Raw genomic sequence first — 21828 nt, 5'->3', positions numbered from 1 at the left:
GTCAGGGAGCCGACCCATGCGGCGTGGGACTTCGAAACGCGTTCTGGTCACCGGCGGCGCCGGGTTCCTCGGGTCGCATCTCTGCGAGAAGCTGCTCGGGCTCGGGCATGAGGTGCTGTGCGTCGACAACCTGTTCACGGGCAGTCGGCGCAACATCGCGCATCTGCTCCCGGAACCGCGCTTCGAGTTCCTGCGCCACGACGTGACCTTCCCGCTCTATGTCGAGGTGGACGAGATCTACAATCTCGCCTGCCCGGCCTCGCCGATCCACTACCAGTTCGACCCCGTCCAGACGACCAAGACCAGCGTGATCGGCGCGATCAACATGCTGGGGCTGGCCAAGCGGCTGAAGATCCCGATCCTCCAGGCCTCGACCTCCGAGGTCTATGGCGATCCCGAGATCCATCCCCAGCCCGAGGAATACTGGGGCCGGGTGAACCCGATCGGCTTCCGCTCCTGCTACGACGAGGGCAAGCGCTGCGCGGAGACGCTGTTCTTCGACTACCACCGGCAGCACGGGCTCGCGATCAAGGTGGTGCGCATCTTCAACACCTACGGCCCCCGGATGCACCCCCATGACGGGCGGGTGGTCTCCAACCTCGTGGTCCAGGCCCTGAAGGGCGAGGACATCACCCTCTACGGCGACGGCCGGCAGACCCGCTCCTTCTGCTACGTGGACGACCTCGTCGACGGCTTCGTGGCCATGATGGAGAGCGGCCCGGAGGTGACCGGGCCGATCAACATCGGCAATCCGGGCGAGTTCACCATCGCGGAGCTCGCCGCGCTCGTGCTCGAGCTCACGGGCTCGACCTCCAGGCTGGTCTTCCGCCCCCTCCCGCCCGACGATCCCCGCCAGCGCCGCCCGGACATCGCCAAGGCGCAAGCGGTGCTGGGCTGGAACCCCACCGTGCCGTTGCGCGAGGGGCTGGCGCGCACCATCGCGTATTTCGAGGCCTCCCTGCGCGCCTGACCTCGCGGGGCGCGGAAACGGGGCCTGCGGCGCGCCGTCGACGGGGCGGCGGGCCGGCAATCGTCAGCCGGCGCGAAAGCAGCGCTTGTGCCCCGGGATCGCATCTGTTATCCGCTGCGCCGCTCCCACCGGTGCAGCCACTTCGGCCGGCCCCGGGTGCGACGAGCGGCCATGGCGGAATTGGTAGACGCGCTAGCTTGAGGTGCTAGTCCCGCGAGGGGTGGAGGTTCGAGTCCTCTTGGCCGCACCATTCTCTTCGTCTTGCGAGACCGAAGAAAAGGTGCCTGTTTTTTGACAGGAAGGACGGCAAGTCCTCTGTACCGGCAGATGATCCGGTTCCCATGATGAACGAGGGCGAAGGCTTCGCGGCCTGACGCCGAGGATCGGCGGCCGTCGGGGTTCCCGCGGGTCTCACGCCGCGCCGAAACGTGAGGCTGCCGGCCTGCGCCGGGCCGGCACGGCGATCAGGCGAAGGCCACGGCTGGCCGGTCGGCGGCCGTGGCCGCCTGCCCGAGCGGGCCCGCTTCGAGGCGTTCGATCAGCGCCACGATCGCGTCCGGGTAGGTCGAGACATCCTCCAGGCCGAAAGCGAGGTCGAGGGCCGGCATGACGCTTCGGAGGAAGGCCCGCGTGCCCGGGAACGGGCTTGCGGCTCGCCCCGCGCCGGCATGCGGGATCGGCAGGACGGGAACACCGAGAGGCGTGGTCGGGAGGGCGAGCATGGCGTCCGAGCGGAAGTCCCGCGCCGAGGCGGCGGAGCTCCGGATGGAGCGGCCGTTCGTGCGAGGTGGGCCAAGCTAGGCCGCGCCGGTTGAACCGGACCTGAAGGCTCCGCCGGTGGCGCGATTTGGTGGTGCCGGTCCCCTGGCCTATGCTCGCCCGCCAGCAGGAGAGCTTCATGACCTACACCGTTCACTACACGGCGCCCTCTGGCTCCAAGGCGGAAGAGCACGCGATCGGCGTCCGCGCCGCCGAGCGGGCGATGACCTTCTCCAGCCTCGGCGCCGCGGATGTCTATGTCGAGACGGGGGATGGCCAGGTGTTCCGTGCGCCGGGGGAGATCGACGCGCTGGTCCGCTACGCCCAGAATTCCGACGACGCGGGCGCCTGAGGGGCCCCGCGCAAAGGTGCAACCTGCGCGCGAGGCAATCGCCGATGTTCGCAAATCTCGGCGATTGCCTTAACGCTTGGGAAAAAATCGCCTCATAGATTGCCGGGTGCCTCACCAGAGGATGAGCCGGCACGTCCATGCAACGTCTTATTGAAGCGGGCCTGAGCCGTCCCTGGTACAGGCTCCGGCTGCCCGCCCCCCTGGAAGCGCGCTACCGCGCCGAGACCGCCCGTCAGAACGGTCTCTATGTCCAGACCTGGCTCGGCGTCTTCGTGCTGTTCAACGTCCTGTCCCTGGCGATGGACTACGATGCCTTCGGCCCCGAGGCCTTCGCGGTCCCGCTCGTGCTGACGCTGGGGGTGTTCTGCCCCATCACGCTGACCGCGATCGTCCTCCTGCGCGGGCGCCCCACGGTGATGCGGCTGTCCTGCGCGGCCCTCGCGACTTCGCTGGTCGATCTGGCGGTCGTCCTCAACAGTGCCCGGCTCGTGCCGGCCTCGCACACCGCCTCCTACGTCATCATCGCGGCGATCGTGCCGCTCGTGGTCGGCCTCATCGCGCCGCAGCCGTTCCGGCACAGCCTCTGGTTCTGCGGTTCGTCCCTGATCCTCTATGTCGGGATGATCGTCGCCTTCGGCCTCACGGATGCGGCCGGCAACGGGCTGCCGCTCCTGGTGTCGGGGCTGATCGTGGTGCCGCTCAAGCTCCATTATTCCAACGAATGGGAGGCCAAGAAGGTCTTCCTCGCGGGCTTGCGGGAATCCCTCCAGGCCGAGGCCCTGGCGGAGGCGAATGCCCGTCTCCGGATCCTGTCCGAGACCGATTCCCTCACCGGCGTCGCCAATCGCCGCCACTTCTCGGATCGGCTCGACGAGGCCTGGGAGGCCTGCGAGCGGCAGGAGGCGTGGCTCGGGGTCATCCTGGTCGATATCGACCACTTCAAGCGCCTCAACGACGCGGCCGGCCATGCCGAGGGCGACCGTTGCCTCGTCCAGGTCGCGGCGGCCCTGCGTGGCGCCATCGCCGCGAGCGGCGGCCTCGTGGCCCGTTACGGCGGCGAGGAATTCGCGGCCTTCCTGCCCGGGGCGACGCTGGCCGAGGCCTGCGCGGCGGCGGAGGCCCTGCGCGCCGCCGTGGCGGAGCTGGCGATCCCCCATCCGGGCCAGCCGCAGGGCGCACGGCTGACCGTGAGCATCGGCGTCACCGCGGCCTACGGCCCGACCCGCTGGCTCGGCATCGCCTATCCGGATCTTCTCAAATCCGCCGACCAGGCACTCTACCTCGCCAAGGCCCAGGGACGGGACCGCGTGGCGAGCGCCACGGCCGCCCACAACGCCAATTGGCCCCCGCTTCCGGCCGAGCCCGGGCTCCGCACGGATCTCTCGACGGAGGCGCGCCGGCCGATGACCGTGGTGGGCTGAGTCGATTCCCCGGGCGGGCGCCTCAGCCCCGCTCGACGGTCTCGATGTCGAAGGACAGATGCGCGCGCAGGACGATCTGCCGGTTCTCGTCGCGGACGATGGCGAAGACGTCCTGGCGCTCGGGTGCGCCCGCCAGATTCTGGGCGGCCCGGGCCATGATCCGGGCCAGGCGTTCGCGCACGGCTTGCTCGTCCGGAAGGTCGAAGCCGACCTTGTCCTTCACGAAATTGGCGCCGTCATGGAGGTCGATGAAGAAGCGGGGCATCGAAGTCGTTCGGTGGGAAATTATCCCACTGTAGTGCCGCCAGCGACGTGTGGCGACCTCACGTGGAGTCGCAGCCGACATCCCGGCTCCGAGGGCCAGCGTCGCCTCGTCTCGGAAGGAGCCGAGATCCAGGTCAGCGGGAATTCGGGAGATCCATGGCGCCGTGCCGCTCGAATCGGCAGCCTCTGACACGGGCAGGATACTCGCCCAAGCTGAACCGGAGCTGTGCACGCGATTCAGCGCGTGTGCAACGTGCCGGTGCGAATTTCGGGCCATGCGGCCGGGACATCGCCGCATTCCGCGAGGCCGGGTCGTCGCCCGGCCAGTGGCCTGTCCGTCAGGGGAATGGTCATGAAGAGATTGGCTGCGCTCTCGGCTGCCGCGCTCATGGGCGTCGGCGTCCTCACCTCCTCGGCCGCCGAGGCGCGGGGCGGCGGTGCCCTCGCCGCGGGCATCATCGGCGGCCTCGCGGCAGGTGCGCTGCTCGGCGCCGTCGCGGCCGAGGCCCATCCCGGCCCGGCCTACGGCGCCTATGGGCGGCCCTACGACGTGGAGGCCGCCCCGGTCGATGGCCCCTACGAGGAGGGGGCGCCGGTCTACGAGCGGCGCCGGGTGATCGCCTACGAGGACGGCCCGCGCTTCGACCGGTACGGCTACGGCTATTCCCGCCGCCCGCATCGCTGGCACTGCGACCGGGAGGGGTTCTACGGCGCGCGCGGCTGGTAGCAGGCGGAAGGGCAAGCGGGCGGGATCCGGGATCCCGCCCATCGTTCCGGTCAGATGAACGTCGCCGTCGGCCGCGCCTCGGGATGCGCGTCGGGCTGCGGCGCGGATTCGCCGGAGACATAGGCGCTGCCCGGGGCGACCAGGGTGAGGATCAGCGCGATCGCCGACAGGATGGCGGCGAGCGCCGCGGGGAACAGGAAGGCCTGCTCGCCGAAATAGATGTGCAAGGTGCCGCCTGCGATGGCACCGACCGTCAGGGCGCTCCAGAGCGGTGCCTGGATCCAGAAGGACGGCGCCGGCTTGTGCAGCACCATGTTGGCGAGGCCCGTGCCGAAGCGCACCACCGCGCCGGTGACGTAGGTGAGTGCGATGCTGCGGCCCTCCCCGTCCTGCAGGGTGGCGTTCTGGATGCCGAGGGCGAACACGATCGGATAGGCGTGGAGCGGGAAGGCCTCCGACCCGTTCGGCACATAGAGGCCGATGGCGAGGAACACCGCCTGCGCGATCAGCAGCACGGTCAGCCGCCAGCGTCCGGACCAGGCGGCCAGCAGCGTGCCGAAGAAGGCGCCGACGCAGAACAGCGCGATGACGCTGCCGAAGCGGAAGGTGCCCACCCAGTCGGCATGGCTCACGGCGGTGCCGAAGCGGGTGGTGTTGCCGCTCATGAAGGACATGAACAGCTGCGAGAATTCGAGGAAGCCGATGGAATCCGCTGCGCCCGCCAGGGCGGAGAGCGCCAGCGCGAAGGGGATTCGCGTGGTCGAACTCGCCGGAAATGCCTTGTTCTCCATCCGCACCTCGTCTCGGGGAACCGCCGCTGGGCCATCGCGGCCCAACGGAGCAGTTCCCTATTGGTTGCACGCACAAGTGTTTCCGGTTGTGAGGAATCTCACCCCGGCCGTCGAAGGACGAGAAGGCGCCCCGGGACCGCCCGGCCGTTCTGCCGCCGGATGCCGGCAGGCTCGGCCGAGACGATGGCGAGCCCCGCTCCGGCGATCGCCTGCCGCAGGTGGCCGTCGCCATGGGCGTAGCGCCCATCCGGCCCGAGCCGGACGGACGTGTCCGTTTCGTCGTCCTCAGGGGACTGAACGGTGAAGCTCGCCAATCCATCCCGACGCAGGACGCGCGCGATCGCCGCAAGCACCGGCCCGAGATCCCCGCAATAGATGAACACGTCCGCCGCGGTGACGAGGTCCGCGCCCGCCTCCGGCTCCCCCGCCAGGACGCCGAGGAGCTCGCCTTCGAGGAGACGGTCGTAGCAGCCCCTGCGGCGGGCGAGCGCCAGCATCGCCGGCGAGAGGTCGATTCCGGTGAGATGTCCGACCCGGCCGGCAAGCGCCGCGCCCATCAGCCCGGTGCCGCAGCCGAGGTCGAGCGCCGTGCCGAAGCGCACATCGGGCGCGGCCGCCTGCAGCGCGTCGCGGATCATCTCCGGGCCGCGATAGCCGAGATCGCCGACGAGATGCCGCTCGAAGCGCGGGGCGTAGCCGTCGAACAGGGCGCGGATATAGGCCGGGCCGATCGCGGCGTCCGCGGGCCCCTCCCCCAGGGCCGCGAGCCGCATCCGCGCGCCGAGCGCGTCCTCCGGCTCGAGGGCGAGCGCCCGGGCGAAGGCCTCCCGCGCCGGTGCCGCCTGCGCGGGATCGCCGGCGCGCAGGAGTGCGTCCCGGGCCTCGCCGAGGAGGAACCAGGCGGGGGCGTAATCCGGCGCGAGGGCGAGGGCCTGCTCCGCCATCTCCGCCGCGCCCGCGGCGTCCCCCTCCGCGAGGCAGGCGGCGGCATAGGCGTAGCGGCGGTCGGCGAGGAGGTCCCCGGAGGAGCGCTGGCGTGACATGGTGTTCCGGCGGATGCGGCGGCTGTGCCGGCCCCTATATCCGCAGCGATGCCGATGCGCGCCTCCGATCTCCTCACGCTCACCCGGGAGGGCCTCTACTGCCCCCTCGGGGGATTCCACGTCGACCCGACCCGGCCGGTGGAGCGGGCGCTGATCACCCATGGCCATGCCGACCACGCCCGCTCCGGCCATGCCCACGTGCTGGCGACGCCCGAGACCCTGCGCATCATGGCCGTGCGCTACGGCGAGGATTTTTGCCGGCACCGGCAGGAGGCGCGCCTCGGCGAGGTCCTGCGGGTGGGCGAGGTCAGCGTGCGCTTCGCCCCGGCGGGCCACGTGCTCGGCTCGGCGCAGATCGCCATCGAGAAGGACGGCGCCCGCGTCGTGGTCTCCGGCGACTACAAGCGGGCGCAGGACCCGACCTGCCTGCCCTTCGAGGTGGTGCCCTGCGACGTCTTCATCACGGAGGCGACCTTCGGCCTGCCGGTCTTCCGCCATCCCGACACGAGGGGCGAGGTGCGCAAGCTCCTCGAATCCGTGCGGCTGTTCCCGGAGCGCGCCCATATCGTCGGCGCCTATGCGCTGGGCAAGGCGCAGCGGGTGATGGCGCTCCTGCGCGAGGAGGGCTGGGAGAAGCCGATCCACCTGCATGGCGCCATGGAGAAGCTGACCGCGCTCTACAAGCGCGAGGGCGTGCCGCTCGGCGAAACGCCGAAGGTGGTCGCGGCCGAGCGCAAGGACCTGCACGGCGCCATCGTGCTCTGCCCGCCCTCCGCGATCCAGGATCTGTGGTCGCGCAAGTTCCCCGATCCGGTCACGGCCTTCGCCTCGGGCTGGATGCGGGTGCGCGCCCGCGCCCGCCAGAAGGGCGTCGAACTGCCCCTCGTCATCTCCGACCATTCCGACTGGCCCGATCTCTGCCGCACCATCCGCGACACCGGCGCGGAGGAGGTCTGGGTGACCCATGGCCAGGAGGACGCCCTGGTCCATTGGTGCGGCAGCCAGGGCATTCGGGCCAGGCCCCTGCACCTGCTGGGCTACGGCGACGACGGCGAGGCCGAGCCCGATCCGGGCGCGACGGCGGCCCTGGAGGAGGCGCGCGCGTGAACGACTTCGCCCATCTCCTCGACCGCCTCGCCTACGAGCCGCGCCGCACCGCCAAGCTGCGCCTGCTCCAGGAATTCTTCGCGCGCACCCCCGACCCGGAGCGCGGCTACGCGCTGGCCGCCATGACCGGCGCCCTGAGCTTCCGCGAGGCCAAGCCGGCGCTGATCCGGGGGCTGGTGGAGGAGCGGGTCGATCCGGTGCTGTTCGCCCTCTCGCACAACTATGTCGGCGATCTCGCGGAGACGACCGCGCTGATCTGGCCCGCCGCCGAGGCCTCCGCCGCTCCCGCAGGGGCGCGAGGGGACGCGCCCGGCCCCGGCCACAACAAGCCCCCGCCCCACCTCCCCACCCTGTCCGAGGTCGTGGACACCCTGGCCACCACCGCCCGGAAGACCCTGCCCAAGCATCTGGCCGAATGGCTCGACGCCCTCGACGAGACCGGGCGCTGGGCGCTCCTGAAGCTCGTCACCGGCAATCTGCGCGTCGGCGTCTCCGCGCGGCTCGCCAAGACCGCGGTCGGGGCGCTGGGCGGGCACGAGGCGGATGCGGTGGAAGAGGTCTGGCACGGCCTCGTGCCGCCCTATGAGAGCCTGTTCGCCTGGGTCGAGGGCCGGGGCGCGCGCCCGGAGACCCTGAACCCGGCCCCGTTCCGGCCGCCGATGCTCTCCCACCCGATCGAGGAGGAGGCCGATCTCGAGAAGCTCGAGCCGGAGGCCTTCTCCGCCGAGTGGAAATGGGACGGCATCCGCGTGCAGCTCGCCGGCGGGCGCGACCGGACCGGGCTTCAGGTCGGCAGGATCTATTCGCGCACCGGCGAGGACATCACCCACGCCTTCCCCGACCTCGCCGAGGCGATCACCTTCGAGGGGGCGCTCGACGGCGAGCTGCTGATCCTGCGCGAGGGCCGGGTGCAGAGCTTCAACGTGCTGCAGCAGCGCCTGAACCGGAAGGCGGTGACGGGCAAGCTGCTCGACGACTTCCCCGCCCATGTGCGCGCCTACGACCTCCTCGCCGCCGAGGGGGAGGACCTGCGCCCCCTGCCCTTCTCCGAGCGCCGGGCGCGGCTCGAAGCCTTCGTCGCCCGGCTCGACCATGCCCGCATCGACCTCTCGCCCCTGGTGCCCTTCGCGAGCTGGGCGGAGGTGGCGGCGGCCCGGGCCGATCCGGCCTCGGTCGGGGCCGGCGCGGATGCCGACGCCATCGAGGGCGTGATGCTGAAGCGCGTGAACAGCGCCTACCTGCCCGGCCGCCCCAAGGGGCCGTGGTGGAAGTGGAAGCGCGAGCCGTATCGGGTCGATGCCGTGATGATGTACGCCCAGCGCGGGCACGGGAAGCGCTCGTCCTTCTACTCGGACTACACGTTCGGCTGCTGGCGGAGGGGCGCGGACGGCGCGGAGGAGCTCGTGCCCGTGGGCAAGGCCTATCACGGCTTCACCGATGCCGAGCTCGCGAAGCTCGACCGCTACGTCCGCAACAACACGGTGAAGCGCTTCGGCCCCGTGCGCGAGGTCGCCTATGGCCGGGACGAGGGGCTGGTACTGGAGATCGCCTTCGAGGGCGTGCAGCGCTCCACCCGGCACAAATCCGGCGTCGCCATGCGGTTTCCCCGGGTGGCGCGGATCCGCTGGGACAAGCCGCCCGCGGAGGCCGACCGGCTGGAGGCGCTGGAGCGCATCCTGGAGCGGGGCGAGCGGGAGATCGCGCCGGGCGCGGAACTGGAGATGGACGCATGAGGAGCGCGGGCAGGATCGGCGGCCTGGAGGGCTTTTCCACCGGCGCGGTCACGCGGCAGGCGAGCGCCCGCCTCACCGTCTCGACGCCGGGCCAGGGCTTCACCGACGTGACCGGGGCTGTGGCCGATTTCGTCGCGCGGAGCGGCCTGACCCGCGGCCTCGTCGCCGTGTTCTGCCGGCACACCTCGGCCTCGCTCACCATCCAGGAGAATGCCGACCCGGATGTGCGCACCGACCTGATGACGGCCCTCGACGGCCTCGCCCCGCGCCACGGCTCGTACGTGCACGGGATCGAGGGGCCGGACGACATGCCGGCCCATATCCGCACCCTGCTGACCGATTCCGGGCTGACCATCCCCGTGATCGACGGCAGGCTGGCGCTCGGCACCTGGCAGGGGATCTATCTCATCGAGCACCGGGACCGGGGGCATCGGCGGGAGATCGTGTTGCAGGCGGTGGGGGCATCATCGGCGGAGTCGTTCTAGCGCCGGATCAGGACGACGCCGCCGATCAGCAAAGCGATACCGATCAGGCGCAATGGGTCCATCGGGCGCTGTGCGAGGCCGATCCAGCCGAAATGGTCGAAGGTGACCGAGGCAAGCATCTGGCCCGCCACGAGAAGGGCGACGAAGGTCGCGGCCCCCATGAGCGGCACGAGCAGGATCGCCAGGCCGACGAAGACGGCTCCGAAAACGCCGCCGCTCCACGCCCACCACGGGACCCGTGCGGCCAAGCTCAACGAAGGAGCCGGCTCGCGCAGGAGCAGGGCGAGCATGCCCATGCAGAGGACCCCGACGGCGTAACTCATGAAGCCCGACCAGGCCGCCGAGGCGAAGGCGGCGCGAAGATTCGCGTTCAGGACCTGCTGAACCACGACGCTGACCCCGGCGAGGATGGCGAGCGTCCAAAGAAGAATGTCGGGCATGGCTGTCGGCTCTGGCGGGACGGGGCCGTGGCAGCTCCTCGTTCCGATGCCGCCATTGACACCTCCATCGGTCCATGCCGTCAAATGACCCAATCAGCGATTTCCATGCAAATCAGGCATGATGAACCCGGCTCATCTCGATCTGTTTCGCGCCGTGCTGCGCCATGGCGGCATGACACGGGCGGCGGTGGCCCTCGGGATCGGCCAGCCTCACGTCAGCCGCGCCATCGCGCAGCTTGAAGCCGATCTCGGCTTTCCCCTCTTTGTGCGTGGGCACGGGAGCGCGGTGCCGACGCGGGAGGGCGAGGCCTTTGCCAGGGAGGTTGCCCGGACCTATGCGGGGCTCGATCACCTGCGTTTGGCGGCACGCCAGATCCGTGAACTCGGAACCGGACCGTTGCGCGTGGCCTGTCAGCCCTCGCTCGCTTCGCGGCTGCTTCCGCGGGCGATCCGGTGTCTCTACGAGGCGTGTTCGACCGTGCACGTCGCCGTCCACGTACCGGATCCGGACACGATCTGGTCCTGGGTGGCGACCGGCCAGTGTGACCTCGGCCTCGTCCGGCCGCGCTCCGGTCATGCGGGTGTGGCGAGCGAGCCCTTCCTCACGGTCGATGCGGTGTGCGCTTTGCCGCGCCGGCACCCGCTGGCACGGCGGACGGTCGTCACCCTCCAGGACTTGGCGGAGGAGACGTTGATCGGAGGCGCGCCGGGCGTTCTGCAGCAGGATGTCGAGGCCGCCTTCGCGGCGGCCGGAATCGTGCCCCGCTTCGCGCTCGCGGCGCAGTACACGGCGGCACGATGTGGACTCGTCGCCGAGGGACTCGGGATCGCCTTCGTCGATCCGATTCCGGCCTGCGAGCGCCCGGACCCTTCGGTCGTGCTGCGTCCGTTTCGGCCCAGCCTTCCCCTTGAGACGCGCATGATCCGGGCGGCGGAGCGGCCGCCCGGACCTCTTGTGGAACGCCTCATGAGCGCCCTGCTGGCCGAGCGCGACGCGCTCCTGCTCAGGATCCCGTCCCTTGTCCCTGCCGGTCGAGCCAGGCCTTCGCGAGCCCGACATCCATCTGCGTGAGGCCGTGGCCGGCGGGCAGGGTCTGGTGCTCGACCCGGGCACCGGCGCCGGCGAGATCGGCCGCGAGGCGGCCGGCATTGGCGGCCGGCACGATCGGGTCCTGCGCGCCCGACAGGATCAGGACCGGCGTGCCGGGCAACCTCGCGGCGGGGGTGTCCGCGAGGGGCACCATGGCGCGCAGGAGCACCGCGCCGGCCAGCGCCTCCGGATGCCGCATCAGCACGGCGGCGGCGATGTTGGCGCCGTTGGAGAAGCCGACGGCGATGGGCGCGCCGAGCCCGTAGGCCGCCCGGGCCTGCCCGACGAAGGCGGCGAGTTCGTCCGCCCGGCGGCGCACATCCGCTTCGTCGAACACGCCCTCCGCCAGCCGCCGGAAGAAGCGCGGCATGCCGTTCTCCAGGACCGGCCCCCGCGGGGACAGCAGGGCCGCCCCCGGCGCCAGCGTGCGGCCGAGGGGGAGCAGGTCGTTCTCGTCGCCCCCCGTGCCGTGGAGCAGCAGAAGCGGCGCCCGGCCCGAATCGGTGCCGGGCTCGTAGCGATGGTGGAAGGACGGCGCGGACATGGCGGGCCTCGCGGGGGAACGCGGCGGGAGAAGACGGGAAGACGGCCCGCCCCGGTGACCCGGGGCGGGGGAGGAGCGTCAGGCGACCTTGGGCAGGACCTGCTCGATCTGGCCGCGATGCGGCTCGAGGAAGGCGGGCAGCTTCAGCGCCGTGCCGAGGCTCTCCGCCGGCTCGTCCACGGCGAAGCCGGGGCTATCCGTGGCGATCTCGAACAGGACGCCGCCCGGCTCCCGGAAATAGACCGAGCGGAAGTAGTTGCGGTCCCGCTGCTCGGTCACGGCGAGGCCGTGCACGCTGCGCAGGCGCTCCGCCATCGCTTCCTGCTCCGCGTCGTCGGCGGCCCGGAAGGCGATGTGGTGGACGGAGCCCGCCCCCGGCCGCCCCGGCAGGAAGCCGCCGACGGCGCGCAGCGTCACGACACCGCCGGTCGCCGCCCCGCTGGACAGCCGGATCAGCGAACCTTCCCGGCCGGTCTCGGCGAAGCCGAGCACGTCGGTGAGGATCGCCGCCGTGGGCGCCGCCTCCTTCAGGAGCAGCGTGACCCCGTGGAAGCCGCGGATCGCGTGCTCGGCCGGGATGCCGCCGTCCCAGGGGGCGCCGGCCGCCTCGGTTCCGGTGTCGTCGGTGCCGACCAGCGCCAGCATCATCCCGTCCGGATCGCGGAAGCGGAGCACCGTGTCCCCGAAGACGTGGACCGGCGGCTCGAAGGCCACGCCCGTCTCGGTGAAACGGTGCGCCCACCAGCCGATCGCGGCCCGGGGCACGCGGAAGCCCGTCTCCTGCGTCTCGCCGATGCCGGCCCGGCCGGGAGCCGCCTGCTCGATCGGAAAGAAGGTCAGGATCGAGCCGGGGGTGCCGTCGGCGTCGCCGTAATAGAGGTGGTAGGTGCCCGGATCGTCGAAATTGACGGTCTTCTTCACCAGCCGGAGACCCAGCACCCGCGTGTAGAAATCGAGGTTGCGCCGGACCGGGCCGGAAAAGGCGGTGACGTGGTGGAGGCCGTGGCGGGTCATGGGCTGATCTCCGGTTTGCTTTCCGGCCGCCGTCCCGACTGTGGGTTGCGCTGCGGGCGGCGTCGTTGCGGGCAATCTGGGCCTTGCCGTTCCGTTGTGAAACGGAAACGATGGAAATTCATCGTTTCAGGAAGTGCACCATGCAGCGGCTCCCCGATTTCGAGGCCTGGGCGGTCTTCGCCAAGGTGGCGGAGGCCGGCTCCTTCGCCCGGGCCGCGGCCGAGCTCGGCCTGTCCAAGGCGACCGTCTCCAAGGCGGTGGCGCGGCTGGAGGCGCGCATCGGCGCGCAGCTCTTCAGCCGCACCTCGCGCCGCCTCGCCCTCACGGAGGCCGGCCGCGCCGCCCGCGGGGATGCCGAGCGCATCCTGGCCGCGGGGGAGGTCGCCGAAGCCCAGGCCAGCGCCGCCGCGTCCGCGCCGCGAGGCCGCGTGCGGCTCGCCGCGCCGATGTCCTTCGGCGTCCTGCACGTGGCGCCGCTCCTGCCGGACTTCCTCGCGGCGCACGAGGGCGTCAGCGTCGACCTGCATCTCAGCGACGCTCTGGTGGATCTCGTCGGCGGCGGCTTCGATCTCGGCCTGCGCATCGCGGCCCTGCCGGATTCCTCGCTGCGGGTGCGCCGGCTCTGCCCGATCCGCCGTTCGCTGGTCGCCGCCCCCGCCTATCTGGAGCGGCGGGGTGTGCCGACCCATCCCGAGGCGCTCTCGGGGCATGCCTGCCTCGGCTATGCCTATCTGCCGAGCCCGGACCGCTGGCGCTTCCTTCACGTCTCCGGCGCGGAAGCCTCGGTCGTGCCGGAGGGTCCGCTGCGGGCCAACAATGCCGATGCGCTCGCCCCCGCCCTCCGGGCCGGGCTCGGCCTCGCCGTGCAGCCCGACTTCATGATCTGGGACGATCTCGAGGCCGGCCGTCTCGTGCGGGTTCTGCCGGACTGGTCGCCCCCGCCCATCGCCCTCAACCTGGTGATGCCGCCGGGCAGCCTGCGGCCCGCCCGCGTCGCGGCCTTGATCGCCTATCTGGAGACCGCGCTGTCAGCCCCGCGCTGGGCGGCGTGAGCTTGTCGAAAATCTTGAACGTTGCGATCGGTTTTTTTCGGGTTTTCCTGGAAGCGAGGGGGCCCCATCTTTTGGTCATCGGCGGCGCGAACGGCGCCGTCTCATGGATCGAACGAATCGGAGCCCGTCATGTCCACCACCCGTCTCGCCCGTCTCGCCCTCGCCGCCGCGCTCTCGGCCGGCCTGCCCGCGACCGCCGCCCTGGCCCAGAGCTACACCGCCCCGGCCGGCATCCCCACCCAGACCGCCCCCGGCTCCACCGTCGAGACCGGCCGGGGCCGCGCCCTCCCGACCCTGCTGCCGAACCGCGGCGACGATCTCTCGACGGGCTCGGTCAACCGCCGGCACCGCAGCGAGGAGCGCAATCCGCGTCGTTGATCCGTCGACGTCCCATCGACGAAGGCCGGATCGATGTCGATCCGGCCTTCGTGCTGTCTGAAGCGGCGAGATGAATTTCAATATACGATGTCTTTGCAAAAGAAATCGTATCATCGATAATCTGTTTTAACAGGAGCGGGATCTCAGTCCCCCTCGGTCCCCTTGCCGCGCAGGCGCTTGACGCCGGAGCGGTGGCTCTTGGCTTCGAGGCGCCGCCGCTTGGAGGCCAGGGTCGGCTTCGTCGGACGGCGCGGGACCGGCGGCACCGCCGCCTCCGCGATCAGGGCGGCGAGGCGCTCCCGGGCATCCGCCCGGTTGCGCTCCTGCGTGCGGAAGCGCTGGGCCGTGATGACGAGGACCCCCTCCCCCGTCAGCCGGCTGCCGGCGAGCCGCATCAGCCGCACGGCGACCGCATCCGGCAGGGAGGGCGAGCGGCGCACGTCGAAGCGCAGCTGCACCGCGGTCGAGAGCTTGTTGACGTTCTGCCCGCCGGGGCCGGAGGCGCGCACGAAGCTCTCCTCCAGCTCCGCCTCGTCGAGGACGATCTGCGGGGTGCAGTGCAGCGCCATGCGAGGGCCTTTCCCGGACGGCGCGCCCGATGTGGGTCAGATCCCGGCCTCGGCCGGGGTGCGGGCGCGCAGGGCCAGCGCATGCAGCCCGCGCCGGAAGCCCTCCTCGAGCAGGCCGTTGACGAGGCGGTGGCGCTCGACCCGGCTCTTCCCTTCGAAGGCGGCCGAGACCACATCCAGTCGGAAATGCGTTTCCCCCTCCGGCCGCGCCCCGGCATGGCCGGCATGCAGGTGGGATTCGTCGATCACGTCGAGCTGGGCCGGCGTGAGCGCCGCGCCGAGGGTTGCCGCGATCCAATCTTTAAGGGTTTCGGCCAAGCTCCCGCTCCTGCCCGTCCGTTTCGGGTTCCGGCCGTCAAGCCGGAAACGCCCGATGCGTCATCAGGCCCTTTGGCCTTGTCACCGGGGCTCACCCCCTCATAATCGCCTCGTCATGGATCTCAACTCGCCCCTGTTCGACCGTATCCGCATCAAGCCGACCTGCGACGACCCCAAGGCCGGCGCGAAGAGCGGCGCGAAGGGGCGCGGCGGCGGCCGGGCCACGACCGGCGCGGCGACGGCCGAGATCACCTGCGAGAGCGCCGGCTGCACCCATCTGGGGCTCTACCGGGCGCCCAAGGGCCGGCGCCAGGAGGGGCAGTACTGGCATTTCTGCCTCGACCACGTCCGCGCCTACAACGCGGCCTACAACTACTTCGACGGCATGAACGACGCCGCGGTCGAGGCCTACCAGAAGGACGCGATCATCGGGCACCGCCCGACCTGGTCGATGGGCGTGAACCGCCACGGCGCCGCCACCGCGGAGACGAAGCCGGAGGCCGAGCGCGACTGGGCCTATGCCGACCCGCTGGGCATCCTGCGCGCCAACGGCCTCGGCGGCCAGAACCGCAAGGCGGTGGAGCCGGAGCCGAAGCGCCCGCGCTACTCCTCCCAGGTGCGCAAGGCGCTCGACGTGCTCGGCCTCGACGACACCGCGGACCAGGCGGCGATCAAGGCGCAGTACAAGGTGCTGGTGAAGCGCTTCCATCCCGACGCCAATGGCGGCGACCGCTCCTTCGAGGAGCGGCTGCGCGACATCATCCGCGCCCACGACATCCTGCGGGCCGCCGGTCTCTGCTGACCCGGTCTGCTTGCCGTCGGCATGGGGCATGCTTGCCGCCGGGGGCGTCGATTGCCGGCTCGGGGCCTATATGTTGGTTCAAGCCCTGGCCCCCGCCGGCCACGGCGATTAAGGAGAACCGTCCTCCGCTGCGCCGCGGTTTCCCGGCTCGGAAGGGACGAAAACACTGGCGCATTGAGACTGAGAGCGGGTTTTGCGAGAGGGGCGCCGACGAGGCGGCCCGGAGCCCGCGCCGAAGAGGTACCGTATGCTGTCTGACGAAAAGCCCGCCTCGCTGCCCGACCGCGAGGTGTCCGTCCGCGAGACCTTCGGCATCGACCTCGACCTCAAGGTGCCCGCCTTCTCCGAGACCGACGAGCACGTGCCGGAGCTCGACCCGGACTACATCTTCGACCGGGAGACGACGCTCGCGATCCTGGCCGGCTTCGCCCGGAACCGCCGCGTGATGGTCACGGGCTATCACGGCACCGGCAAGTCCACCCATATCGAGCAGGTCGCCGCCCGCCTGAACTGGCCCTGCGTGCGCATCAACCTCGACAGCCACGTCTCGCGCATCGACCTCGTCGGCAAGGACGCGATCGTGCTCAAGGACGGCAAGCAGGTCACCGCCTTCCAGGACGGCATCCTGCCCTGGGCGCTGCAGAACAACGTCGCCCTCGTCTTCGACGAGTACGATGCCGGCCGCCCGGACGTGATGTTCGTGATCCAGCGCGTGCTGGAGGTGTCGGGCCGCCTGACGCTCCTCGACCAGAAGCGCGTGATCCGCCCGCACGGGGCCTTCCGCCTGTTCGCCACCGCCAACACGGTCGGCCTCGGCGACACCTCGGGCCTCTATCACGGCACCCAGCAGATCAACCAGGGCCAGATGGACCGCTGGTCGATCGTGACCACGCTCAACTACCTGCCCCACGACCGGGAGGTGGACATCGTCCTGTCCAAGGCGACCCATTACCGGGGCGAGGGCGGGCGCGACGTCGTCAACCGCATGGTGCGGGTGGCGGACCTCACCCGCAACGCCTTCATGAACGGCGACCTCTCGACGGTGATGAGCCCGCGCACGGTCATCACCTGGGCCGAGAACGCGGACATCTTCCGCGACGTCGGCTTCGCCTTCCGGGTGAGCTTCCTCAACAAGTGCGACGAGCTGGAGCGGCCCCTGGTCGCCGAGTTCTACCAGCGCGCCTTCGGCAAGGAGCTGCCGGAGAGCGCGGTGAACGTCGCGCTGAGCTGATCCCGCATGGGGGAAGCGCGCGCGGCCGCCGCTCCGGACATCCGCGACGGGGCGGCGGACGAGACCCGTCCGCCGCTCGAACCCGATTCCATGAAGCGTTAGGCGCATGTCCATCTCGAACCGCAAGCCGAGCGACCGCCGCGAGCCCGTGGCCGAGCCCTTCAAGCGCTCGGTGGCGGGGTGCCTGCGCGCCATCGCCCGGCGCTCGGAGATCGAGGTCACCTATGCCAGCGACCGGCCGGCCCTGATCGGCGACAAGGCCCGTCTGCCCGAGCCCGCGCGCAAGCTGACCGCCGAGGACGTGGCGGTGCTGCGCGGCCATTCCGATTCGATGGCGCTCCGCCTCGGCTGCCACGACGTCGCCCTGCACCGCCGCTTCGCGCCGGAGAACGCCGCCGCCCGCGCCGTCTACGACGCGGTGGAGCAGGCCCGCGTCGAGGCGATCGGCTCGCGCCGCATGGCGGGCGTGGCCTCCAACATCACCGCGATGCTGGAGGACCGCTACCACCGCGGCGGCAAGTACGAGGACATCACCGACCGGGCCGACGCGCCGATGGAGGACGCCGTCGCCCTGATGGTGCGCGAGCGCCTGACCGGGCAGAAGCCGCCCCAGGCCGCCGAGAAGATCGTCGCGCTCTGGCGCGAGCATATCGAGAGCCGGGCGGGCAAGGACCTCGACGGTCTGCTCGGCGCCCTGGAGAACCAGCGCAGCTTCGCCCGCTCCGTGCGCGAGCTGCTCTCCTCCCTCGACCTCGCCGACGAATCGCCCGCCGACATGGAGGACGAGAACGACGACGAGGAGGCCGAGGGCCAGGACGACGAGCAGCAGCCCAACGAGGGCGAGGCCGAGGAGCAGTCCCAGGGCGACCGCGCCGAGATCGAGGTGACCGACGAGGCCGCCGACGAGCTGGAGGACGGGGCGACCGAATCCGCCGATGCGCCCTCCGGCGAGCTGCCGGAGGAGGCCGAGGACGCGGAATCGGAGGAGGCCTCCGAATCCTGGCGCCCGCCGCCGCCCCGCACCAACGAGAATCGCGGCCCCGATTACCGGATCTACAATCCGCGCTTCGACGAGGTGGTGGAGGCCGAGGACCTCTGCGACGCGGAGGAGCTCGCCCGCCTGCGCTCCTATCTCGACAAGCAGCTCGCCCATCTCCAGGGCGTGGTCGGCCGCCTCGCCAACCGGCTGCAGCGGCGTCTGCTCGCCCAGCAGAACCGGGCCTGGGACTTCGATCTCGAAGAGGGCCAGCTCGATCCCGCGCGCCTCGTGCGCGTGGTGACGGACCCGTTCCAGCCCCTCTCCTTCAAGCAGGAGAAGGACACGAATTTCCGCGACACGGTCGTCACGCTGCTCCTCGACAATTCGGGCTCCATGCGCGGGCGGCCGATCACCGTGGCGGCGACCTGCGCCGACATCCTGGCGCGGACGCTGGAGCGCTGCGGCGTGAAGGTCGAGATCCTCGGCTTCACCACCCGGGCCTGGAAGGGCGGCCAGTCGCGCGAGGCCTGGCTCGCCGGCGGCAAGCCGGCCAATCCCGGCCGCCTGAACGACCTGCGCCACATCGTCTACAAGAGCGCCGACGCGCCCTGGCGCCGGGCCCGCAAGAATCTCGGGCTGATGATGCGCGAGGGCCTGCTCAAGGAGAACATCGACGGCGAGGCGCTGGACTGGGCGCACAAGCGCCTGCTCGGCCGGCCCGAGCAGCGCCGCATCCTGATGGTGATCTCCGACGGGGCGCCGGTCGACGACTCGACCCTCTCGGTCAATCCGGGCAACTACCTGGAGCGCCACCTGCGCTACATGATCGAGGAGATCGAGCAGCGCTCGCCGGTGGAACTCCTGGCCATCGGCATCGGCCACGACGTGACCCGCTACTACCGCCGCGCCGTCACCATCGTCGACGCGGAGGAACTCGGCGGGGCGATGACCGAAAAGCTCGCCGAGCTGTTCGAGGAGGACGCGGCCCCGGCCGGCCGGGTCCAGGCCCCGCGCCGGGCGGCCGGCGGGCGGCGCTGAGGCGCCGCCCTTCCTCGACCATCTCCGGTCGGTCGCGCGGTTCGACGCGCATCCCCGCGCCCCGCTTGCGGGGAGAGGAAAACCCGTGTGCGCCCGCCATGACGGTGGAGCGCTGGACGCCCGGCCGAGAAAGCCGTCTCAGCCGTGGCCGAGCACGGTGAGCCAGACCAGCACGGTCCCGGCCGCGAGCAGGGTCGAGAGCAGGACCGAGGCGGCGACCAGCCCCTGCTCGGTCCGGTAGCGGGCGGCGAGCAGGTAGGCGTTGATCCCCACCGGCATGGTCGCGAACAGGGTGGCGACGCCGGCATAGGCCGGCGGCATGGTGAAGACGTGGAAGGCGAGCAGCCACACGGCCAGCGGATGCACCACGAGCTTCAGGGTGGTGACGGTGAGCGCGCCCGGCAGGTCGTGGACGACCCGGTAGCGCTTCAGCCCGGCCCCCAGGGCGATGAGGGCGCAGGTGGAGGCGGTGCCGCCCAGGGCGTCGACGAGCGCCTTCGGCACGCCGCCGAGGCCGATGCCGCCGGCGCGCAGGGCCAGGCCGGCGGCGAGCGCCAGGAAGATCGGGTTGCGGAACAGCACCGCCCCGAGGCCCTTCAGGCGCGCCGCGTAGGAGCGGCCGCCCTCCGCCTCGATCAGGAAGGTCGCCGCGCCCATCATCAGCGGCAGGTGCACCGCGAGCAGCATGAAGAGCGGGAAGGCGCCGGCTTCGCCATAGGCCTGCAGGATCGTCGGCACGCCGATGAAGATCGTGTTCGACTGGCTCGCGGCGAAGCCGTGGATGGTCGCGCCGCGCCCGTCGATGCCGTGGCGGCGGCGGGCGATCAGGCTCGCGAGGCCCCAGGCAACGGCGACGCCGCCGAAATAGCTGAACCAGAACGACCAGGCGATCTCGCCCTCGAGCCCCGGCTTCGTCAGGGTGCCGACGATCAGCGCCGGCACCGCCAGGGCGAAGACGTATTCCGAGAGCCCGTCGCTGACCTTGTCGGACAGGATGCCGGTCAGCGCCGCCGCCCATCCGATCAGGACGAGGCCGAAGATCGGGACGATGAGGGCGAGCGCGGTCATGGCGGCCTTGCGGCGTTCGGCCAAGCGAAAGACCGCCGTGCGCCGGGAGGCGCACGACGGCCTTGTTCACATTGAGGAAGGCGAAGCGGGGGCGCCGTGACGGCGCCCGGCCGGCCTCAGGCCGCGGCGGCCTGGGTCTCGGAGAGCTTCTTCTCGATCTCGCGCTTGAGCAGGCGGGCGGTCTGGGACAGCTCCACCTCGCGGGCCTTCACCAGGAAGGCGTCGAGGCCGCCGCGATGCTCCACGGAGCGCAGGGCATGGGCGGTGATGCGCAGGCGCACCCGGCGGGCGAGCGCGTCGGACTGGAGCGTGACGTTGCACAGGTTCGGCAGGAACCGGGTCTTCGTCTTGCGGTTGGAGTGGCTCACGAGGTGGCCGACCTGCACGGCCTTGCCGGTCAGTTCGCAGCGGCGCGACATAGCGTTGATCCCGTCATCGTTCCGCAAACTCAATCGACCGCGTCGGGCGAAACAGGGCCGACGCGGCGCACCGCGGGCCTGAAACCCTCGCGTGAATCGATGCCAGCGGAGTTCTATTGAAGGCGCGAGCCTATAGGCGAGCCCCCCGGGTGCCGTCAAGGCGGAGCGTGTCGAGAAGGGTGCTCCCTGTGCCCCGCGGGAGACGGCCGGCCCGCCAACGGTCTGTTAACCATGGGGAAGGACGATACGGAACGCGTCAGGCTCGGGGTCGGTCCCGACTCGGAGCCGGCGTCCAGGAATCCCCGAGTCGAGACCATGTGCGCCATCGCCCGCCCGCGCGCCACCGCCGCCGTGATCGCCGCCGCGCTCGCCTTCGCCCTGCCGCCCGCCGCCGAGGCGAAGCGGGCGCCCAAGGCGGGGGCCACGGAGGTCACGGTCGATTACGGCGTGAACCTCGCCGGCATCCCGATCGGCACGGCCCAGCTCTCCGGCGCCTTCGAGGGCAGCCGCTACCGCATGGACGTCTCGGCCCGGCTCACCGGCCTCGTCGGCGCGGTCACCGGCGGCCAGGGCTCGGCCCGGGCGAGCGGCGCCGTCGCGGCGCAGCCCCAGCCCGGCGCCTTCTCGATCGCCACCCGCACCAGCAATTCCGGCATCGCCGTGCGCATGGCGCTGGCCCACGGCAACGTCACCCAGGCGGAGATCACCCCGCCCCTCGTCGACATGGGCGACCGGGTGCCCGTCACCAGCGGCATGAAGCGCGGCATCGTCGATCCGGCGAGCGCCCTGATGATGCCGGCGCTGGCCCGGGGCGACCTGATCGACCCGGCCAATTGCGACCGCACCATCCCCGTCTTCGACGGCGCCACCCGCTTCAACGTGGTCCTCAGCTACGGCGAGACCCGGCAGGTGGAGAAGCCGGGCTATAGCGGCCCCGTCCTCGTCTGCAACGCGCGCTACGTCGCCATCGCCGGCCACCGGCCCGACCGGCCCGGCGTGAAGTGGATGGAGGACAACCGCGAGATGTCGGTCTGGCTCGCCCCCGTCGAGGGGGCGCGGGTGCTGCTGCCGGTGCGGATCTCCGTGCTGACCACCATCGGCACCAACATCATCGAGGCGACCCGCTGGAGCCGCGCCGGGGCGGGGTCGACGGGCCTCGCGGCCGGCGCCGAGGCGGGGGCCGTGGCCCAGGCGAATTTGACCGGCCAGTGAGGGGGCTTCGTTAAGGCCCGCC

General features: G+C 71.3%; 25 protein-coding genes and 1 tRNA gene. 15 read left to right on the top strand and 11 right to left on the bottom strand.

All coding sequences use genetic code 11. The features are described from left to right. The first annotated feature begins 16 nt into the window (after positions 1-16). Entirely contained in the window at positions 17-970 is a 954-nt protein-coding gene (locus MMB17_RS17285; RefSeq protein ID WP_241099687.1) for a UDP-glucuronic acid decarboxylase family protein, read from the top strand. Between the two features lie 165 nt (positions 971-1135). Next, positions 1136-1220, top strand: a tRNA-Leu gene (locus MMB17_RS17280). A gap of 214 nt (positions 1221-1434) precedes the next feature. Here MMB17_RS17280 and MMB17_RS17275 read toward each other — a convergent pair. Beyond that, positions 1435-1692: a hypothetical protein gene (locus tag MMB17_RS17275; protein WP_241099686.1), complete on the bottom strand. Its 258-nt coding sequence runs from the start codon at positions 1690-1692 to the stop codon at positions 1435-1437. Positions 1693-1868: 176 nt separating this feature from the next. On the opposite strand from MMB17_RS17275, the gene MMB17_RS17270 reads away from it, so the two are divergent. Continuing rightward, a complete protein-coding gene (locus MMB17_RS17270) occupies positions 1869-2081 on the top strand; it encodes a hypothetical protein (protein WP_238311019.1) in 213 nt (70 codons plus the stop codon). Between the two features lie 137 nt (positions 2082-2218). Next, positions 2219-3502: a GGDEF domain-containing protein gene (locus MMB17_RS17265; protein WP_241099685.1), complete on the top strand. Its 1284-nt coding sequence runs from the start codon at positions 2219-2221 to the stop codon at positions 3500-3502. Between the two features lie 22 nt (positions 3503-3524). On the opposite strand, the gene MMB17_RS17260 is transcribed toward MMB17_RS17265, so the two are convergent. Continuing rightward, positions 3525-3767 carry a DUF6894 family protein gene (locus MMB17_RS17260; RefSeq protein ID WP_238311017.1) on the bottom strand — a complete coding sequence of 81 codons (243 nt, stop codon included), beginning with the start codon at positions 3765-3767 and terminating at the stop codon, positions 3525-3527. Positions 3768-4118: 351 nt separating this feature from the next. Between MMB17_RS17260 and MMB17_RS17255 the strand changes: the two genes are divergently transcribed. Then, complete coding sequence (locus MMB17_RS17255; protein ID WP_241099684.1) at positions 4119-4493, top strand: hypothetical protein; 375 nt, start codon at positions 4119-4121, stop codon at positions 4491-4493. A gap of 50 nt (positions 4494-4543) precedes the next feature. Here MMB17_RS17255 and MMB17_RS17250 read toward each other — a convergent pair whose 3' ends face one another. Together MMB17_RS17250 and MMB17_RS17245 are read right to left on the bottom strand one after the other, a co-directional pair. Next, the gene (locus MMB17_RS17250; protein ID WP_238311015.1) at positions 4544-5284 is read right to left on the bottom strand and encodes a YoaK family protein; all 741 of its coding nucleotides are present in this window, start codon (positions 5282-5284) and stop codon (positions 4544-4546) included. Positions 5285-5382: 98 nt separating this feature from the next. Then, positions 5383-6327: a class I SAM-dependent DNA methyltransferase gene (locus MMB17_RS17245; protein ID WP_241099683.1), complete on the bottom strand. Its 945-nt coding sequence runs from the start codon at positions 6325-6327 to the stop codon at positions 5383-5385. A 48-nt stretch (positions 6328-6375) separates the two neighbouring features. Here MMB17_RS17245 and MMB17_RS17240 point away from each other — a divergent pair, with 48 nt between their 5' ends. The 3 genes from MMB17_RS17240 to MMB17_RS17230 are packed head-to-tail and all read left to right on the top strand — an operon-like array spanning position 6376 to position 9652. Beyond that, positions 6376-7434 (top strand): ligase-associated DNA damage response exonuclease, encoded by a 1059-nt coding sequence (locus MMB17_RS17240; RefSeq protein ID WP_238311241.1) that lies wholly within the window; start codon positions 6376-6378, stop codon positions 7432-7434. Beyond that, positions 7431-9167 (top strand): cisplatin damage response ATP-dependent DNA ligase, encoded by a 1737-nt coding sequence (locus tag MMB17_RS17235; protein WP_241099682.1) that lies wholly within the window; start codon positions 7431-7433, stop codon positions 9165-9167. The genes MMB17_RS17240 and MMB17_RS17235 overlap by 4 nt, the downstream gene beginning before the upstream one ends. Then, positions 9164-9652 carry a secondary thiamine-phosphate synthase enzyme YjbQ gene (locus MMB17_RS17230; protein ID WP_241099681.1) on the top strand — a complete coding sequence of 163 codons (489 nt, stop codon included), beginning with the start codon at positions 9164-9166 and terminating at the stop codon, positions 9650-9652. The genes MMB17_RS17235 and MMB17_RS17230 overlap by 4 nt, the downstream gene beginning before the upstream one ends. Here the strand turns inward: MMB17_RS17230 and MMB17_RS17225 are convergent. Further along, the gene (locus MMB17_RS17225) at positions 9649-10092 is read right to left on the bottom strand and encodes a DMT family transporter (protein ID WP_241099680.1); all 444 of its coding nucleotides are present in this window, start codon (positions 10090-10092) and stop codon (positions 9649-9651) included. The genes MMB17_RS17230 and MMB17_RS17225 overlap by 4 nt on opposite strands. A 118-nt stretch (positions 10093-10210) precedes the next feature. On the opposite strand from MMB17_RS17225, the gene MMB17_RS17220 reads away from it, so the two are divergent. Beyond that, positions 10211-11164 (top strand): LysR family transcriptional regulator, encoded by a 954-nt coding sequence (locus MMB17_RS17220; protein ID WP_241099679.1) that lies wholly within the window; start codon positions 10211-10213, stop codon positions 11162-11164. On the opposite strand, the gene MMB17_RS17215 is transcribed toward MMB17_RS17220, so the two are convergent. Both MMB17_RS17215 and MMB17_RS17210 read right to left on the bottom strand, forming a co-directional pair. Then, a complete protein-coding gene (locus tag MMB17_RS17215) occupies positions 11097-11726 on the bottom strand; it encodes an alpha/beta hydrolase (RefSeq protein ID WP_241099678.1) in 630 nt (209 codons plus the stop codon). The two genes, MMB17_RS17220 and MMB17_RS17215, sit on opposite strands and share 68 nt — an antisense overlap. A gap of 78 nt (positions 11727-11804) precedes the next feature. Then, the gene (locus MMB17_RS17210; protein WP_241099677.1) at positions 11805-12740 is read right to left on the bottom strand and encodes a ring-cleaving dioxygenase; all 936 of its coding nucleotides are present in this window, start codon (positions 12738-12740) and stop codon (positions 11805-11807) included. Between the two features lie 140 nt (positions 12741-12880). Between MMB17_RS17210 and MMB17_RS17205 the strand changes: the two genes are divergently transcribed. Together MMB17_RS17205 and MMB17_RS17200 are read left to right on the top strand one after the other, a co-directional pair. Then, positions 12881-13792: a LysR family transcriptional regulator gene (locus MMB17_RS17205; RefSeq protein WP_241099676.1), complete on the top strand. Its 912-nt coding sequence runs from the start codon at positions 12881-12883 to the stop codon at positions 13790-13792. Between the two features lie 129 nt (positions 13793-13921). Then, positions 13922-14170, top strand: a complete 249-nt coding sequence (locus tag MMB17_RS17200; RefSeq protein WP_241099675.1) for a hypothetical protein — start codon at positions 13922-13924, stop codon at positions 14168-14170. A 143-nt stretch (positions 14171-14313) separates the two neighbouring features. Here MMB17_RS17200 and arfB read toward each other — a convergent pair whose 3' ends face one another. Beyond that, positions 14314-14739 carry an alternative ribosome rescue aminoacyl-tRNA hydrolase ArfB gene (arfB, locus tag MMB17_RS17195; protein WP_241099674.1) on the bottom strand — a complete coding sequence of 142 codons (426 nt, stop codon included), beginning with the start codon at positions 14737-14739 and terminating at the stop codon, positions 14314-14316. A 36-nt stretch (positions 14740-14775) separates the two neighbouring features. Next, complete coding sequence (locus MMB17_RS17190; RefSeq protein WP_241099673.1) at positions 14776-15057, bottom strand: BolA family protein; 282 nt, start codon at positions 15055-15057, stop codon at positions 14776-14778. A 115-nt stretch (positions 15058-15172) separates the two neighbouring features. On the opposite strand from MMB17_RS17190, the gene MMB17_RS17185 reads away from it, so the two are divergent. From MMB17_RS17185 to cobT, 3 genes are all read left to right on the top strand, one after another. After that, a complete protein-coding gene (locus MMB17_RS17185; protein ID WP_241099672.1) occupies positions 15173-15859 on the top strand; it encodes a J domain-containing protein in 687 nt (228 codons plus the stop codon). A gap of 247 nt (positions 15860-16106) precedes the next feature. Further along, positions 16107-17090 carry a cobaltochelatase subunit CobS gene (gene cobS, locus MMB17_RS17180; RefSeq protein WP_238311004.1) on the top strand — a complete coding sequence of 328 codons (984 nt, stop codon included), beginning with the start codon at positions 16107-16109 and terminating at the stop codon, positions 17088-17090. Between the two features lie 106 nt (positions 17091-17196). After that, positions 17197-19107 (top strand): cobaltochelatase subunit CobT, encoded by a 1911-nt coding sequence (cobT, locus tag MMB17_RS17175; protein WP_238311003.1) that lies wholly within the window; start codon positions 17197-17199, stop codon positions 19105-19107. 138 nt (positions 19108-19245) lie between these two features. Here the strand turns inward: cobT and MMB17_RS17170 are convergent, their stop codons facing one another. Beyond that, positions 19246-20175 carry an AEC family transporter gene (locus tag MMB17_RS17170; protein ID WP_241102224.1) on the bottom strand — a complete coding sequence of 310 codons (930 nt, stop codon included), beginning with the start codon at positions 20173-20175 and terminating at the stop codon, positions 19246-19248. A gap of 116 nt (positions 20176-20291) precedes the next feature. Next, positions 20292-20594, bottom strand: a complete 303-nt coding sequence (gene rpmB / locus MMB17_RS17165) for a 50S ribosomal protein L28 (RefSeq protein ID WP_238311002.1) — start codon at positions 20592-20594, stop codon at positions 20292-20294. Positions 20595-20909: 315 nt separating this feature from the next. On the opposite strand from rpmB, the gene MMB17_RS17160 reads away from it, so the two are divergent. After that, positions 20910-21806 (top strand): DUF3108 domain-containing protein, encoded by an 897-nt coding sequence (locus tag MMB17_RS17160; RefSeq protein WP_241099671.1) that lies wholly within the window; start codon positions 20910-20912, stop codon positions 21804-21806. Positions 21807-21828 lie beyond the last annotated feature (22 nt).

This window comes from Methylobacterium organophilum, from assembly GCF_022533465.1.
Taxonomy (GTDB): Bacteria; Pseudomonadota; Alphaproteobacteria; order Rhizobiales; family Beijerinckiaceae; genus Methylobacterium; species Methylobacterium organophilum.
Note: the sequence above shows the minus strand (reverse complement) of the source record. Positions and strands in the feature narration are given on the sequence as shown.

Bases quoted from the DNA above. Each gene is read 5' to 3' on its own strand.
- MMB17_RS17285 (WP_241099687.1), top strand. From the start codon at position 17: ATGCGGCGTGGGACTTCGAAACGCGTTCTGGTCACCGGCGGCGCCGGG.
- MMB17_RS17275 (WP_241099686.1), bottom strand. From the start codon at position 1,692: ATGCTCGCCCTCCCGACCACGCCTCTCGGTGTTCCCGTCCTGCCGATC.
- MMB17_RS17270 (WP_238311019.1), top strand. From the start codon at position 1,869: ATGACCTACACCGTTCACTACACGGCGCCCTCTGGCTCCAAGGCGGAA.
- MMB17_RS17265 (WP_241099685.1), top strand. From the start codon at position 2,219: ATGCAACGTCTTATTGAAGCGGGCCTGAGCCGTCCCTGGTACAGGCTC.
- MMB17_RS17260 (WP_238311017.1), bottom strand. From the start codon at position 3,767: ATGCCCCGCTTCTTCATCGACCTCCATGACGGCGCCAATTTCGTGAAG.
- MMB17_RS17255 (WP_241099684.1), top strand. From the start codon at position 4,119: ATGAAGAGATTGGCTGCGCTCTCGGCTGCCGCGCTCATGGGCGTCGGC.
- MMB17_RS17250 (WP_238311015.1), bottom strand. From the start codon at position 5,284: ATGGAGAACAAGGCATTTCCGGCGAGTTCGACCACGCGAATCCCCTTC.
- MMB17_RS17245 (WP_241099683.1), bottom strand. From the start codon at position 6,327: ATGTCACGCCAGCGCTCCTCCGGGGACCTCCTCGCCGACCGCCGCTAC.
- MMB17_RS17240 (WP_238311241.1), top strand. From the start codon at position 6,376: ATGCCGATGCGCGCCTCCGATCTCCTCACGCTCACCCGGGAGGGCCTC.
- MMB17_RS17230 (WP_241099681.1), top strand. From the start codon at position 9,164: ATGAGGAGCGCGGGCAGGATCGGCGGCCTGGAGGGCTTTTCCACCGGC.
- MMB17_RS17225 (WP_241099680.1), bottom strand. From the start codon at position 10,092: ATGCCCGACATTCTTCTTTGGACGCTCGCCATCCTCGCCGGGGTCAGC.
- MMB17_RS17220 (WP_241099679.1), top strand. From the start codon at position 10,211: ATGATGAACCCGGCTCATCTCGATCTGTTTCGCGCCGTGCTGCGCCAT.
- MMB17_RS17215 (WP_241099678.1), bottom strand. From the start codon at position 11,726: ATGTCCGCGCCGTCCTTCCACCATCGCTACGAGCCCGGCACCGATTCG.
- MMB17_RS17210 (WP_241099677.1), bottom strand. From the start codon at position 12,740: ATGACCCGCCACGGCCTCCACCACGTCACCGCCTTTTCCGGCCCGGTC.
- MMB17_RS17205 (WP_241099676.1), top strand. From the start codon at position 12,881: ATGCAGCGGCTCCCCGATTTCGAGGCCTGGGCGGTCTTCGCCAAGGTG.
- MMB17_RS17200 (WP_241099675.1), top strand. From the start codon at position 13,922: ATGTCCACCACCCGTCTCGCCCGTCTCGCCCTCGCCGCCGCGCTCTCG.
- arfB (WP_241099674.1), bottom strand. From the start codon at position 14,739: ATGGCGCTGCACTGCACCCCGCAGATCGTCCTCGACGAGGCGGAGCTG.
- MMB17_RS17185 (WP_241099672.1), top strand. From the start codon at position 15,173: ATGGATCTCAACTCGCCCCTGTTCGACCGTATCCGCATCAAGCCGACC.
- cobS (WP_238311004.1), top strand. From the start codon at position 16,107: ATGCTGTCTGACGAAAAGCCCGCCTCGCTGCCCGACCGCGAGGTGTCC.
- cobT (WP_238311003.1), top strand. From the start codon at position 17,197: ATGTCCATCTCGAACCGCAAGCCGAGCGACCGCCGCGAGCCCGTGGCC.
- MMB17_RS17170 (WP_241102224.1), bottom strand. From the start codon at position 20,175: ATGACCGCGCTCGCCCTCATCGTCCCGATCTTCGGCCTCGTCCTGATC.
- rpmB (WP_238311002.1), bottom strand. From the start codon at position 20,594: ATGTCGCGCCGCTGCGAACTGACCGGCAAGGCCGTGCAGGTCGGCCAC.
- MMB17_RS17160 (WP_241099671.1), top strand. From the start codon at position 20,910: ATGTGCGCCATCGCCCGCCCGCGCGCCACCGCCGCCGTGATCGCCGCC.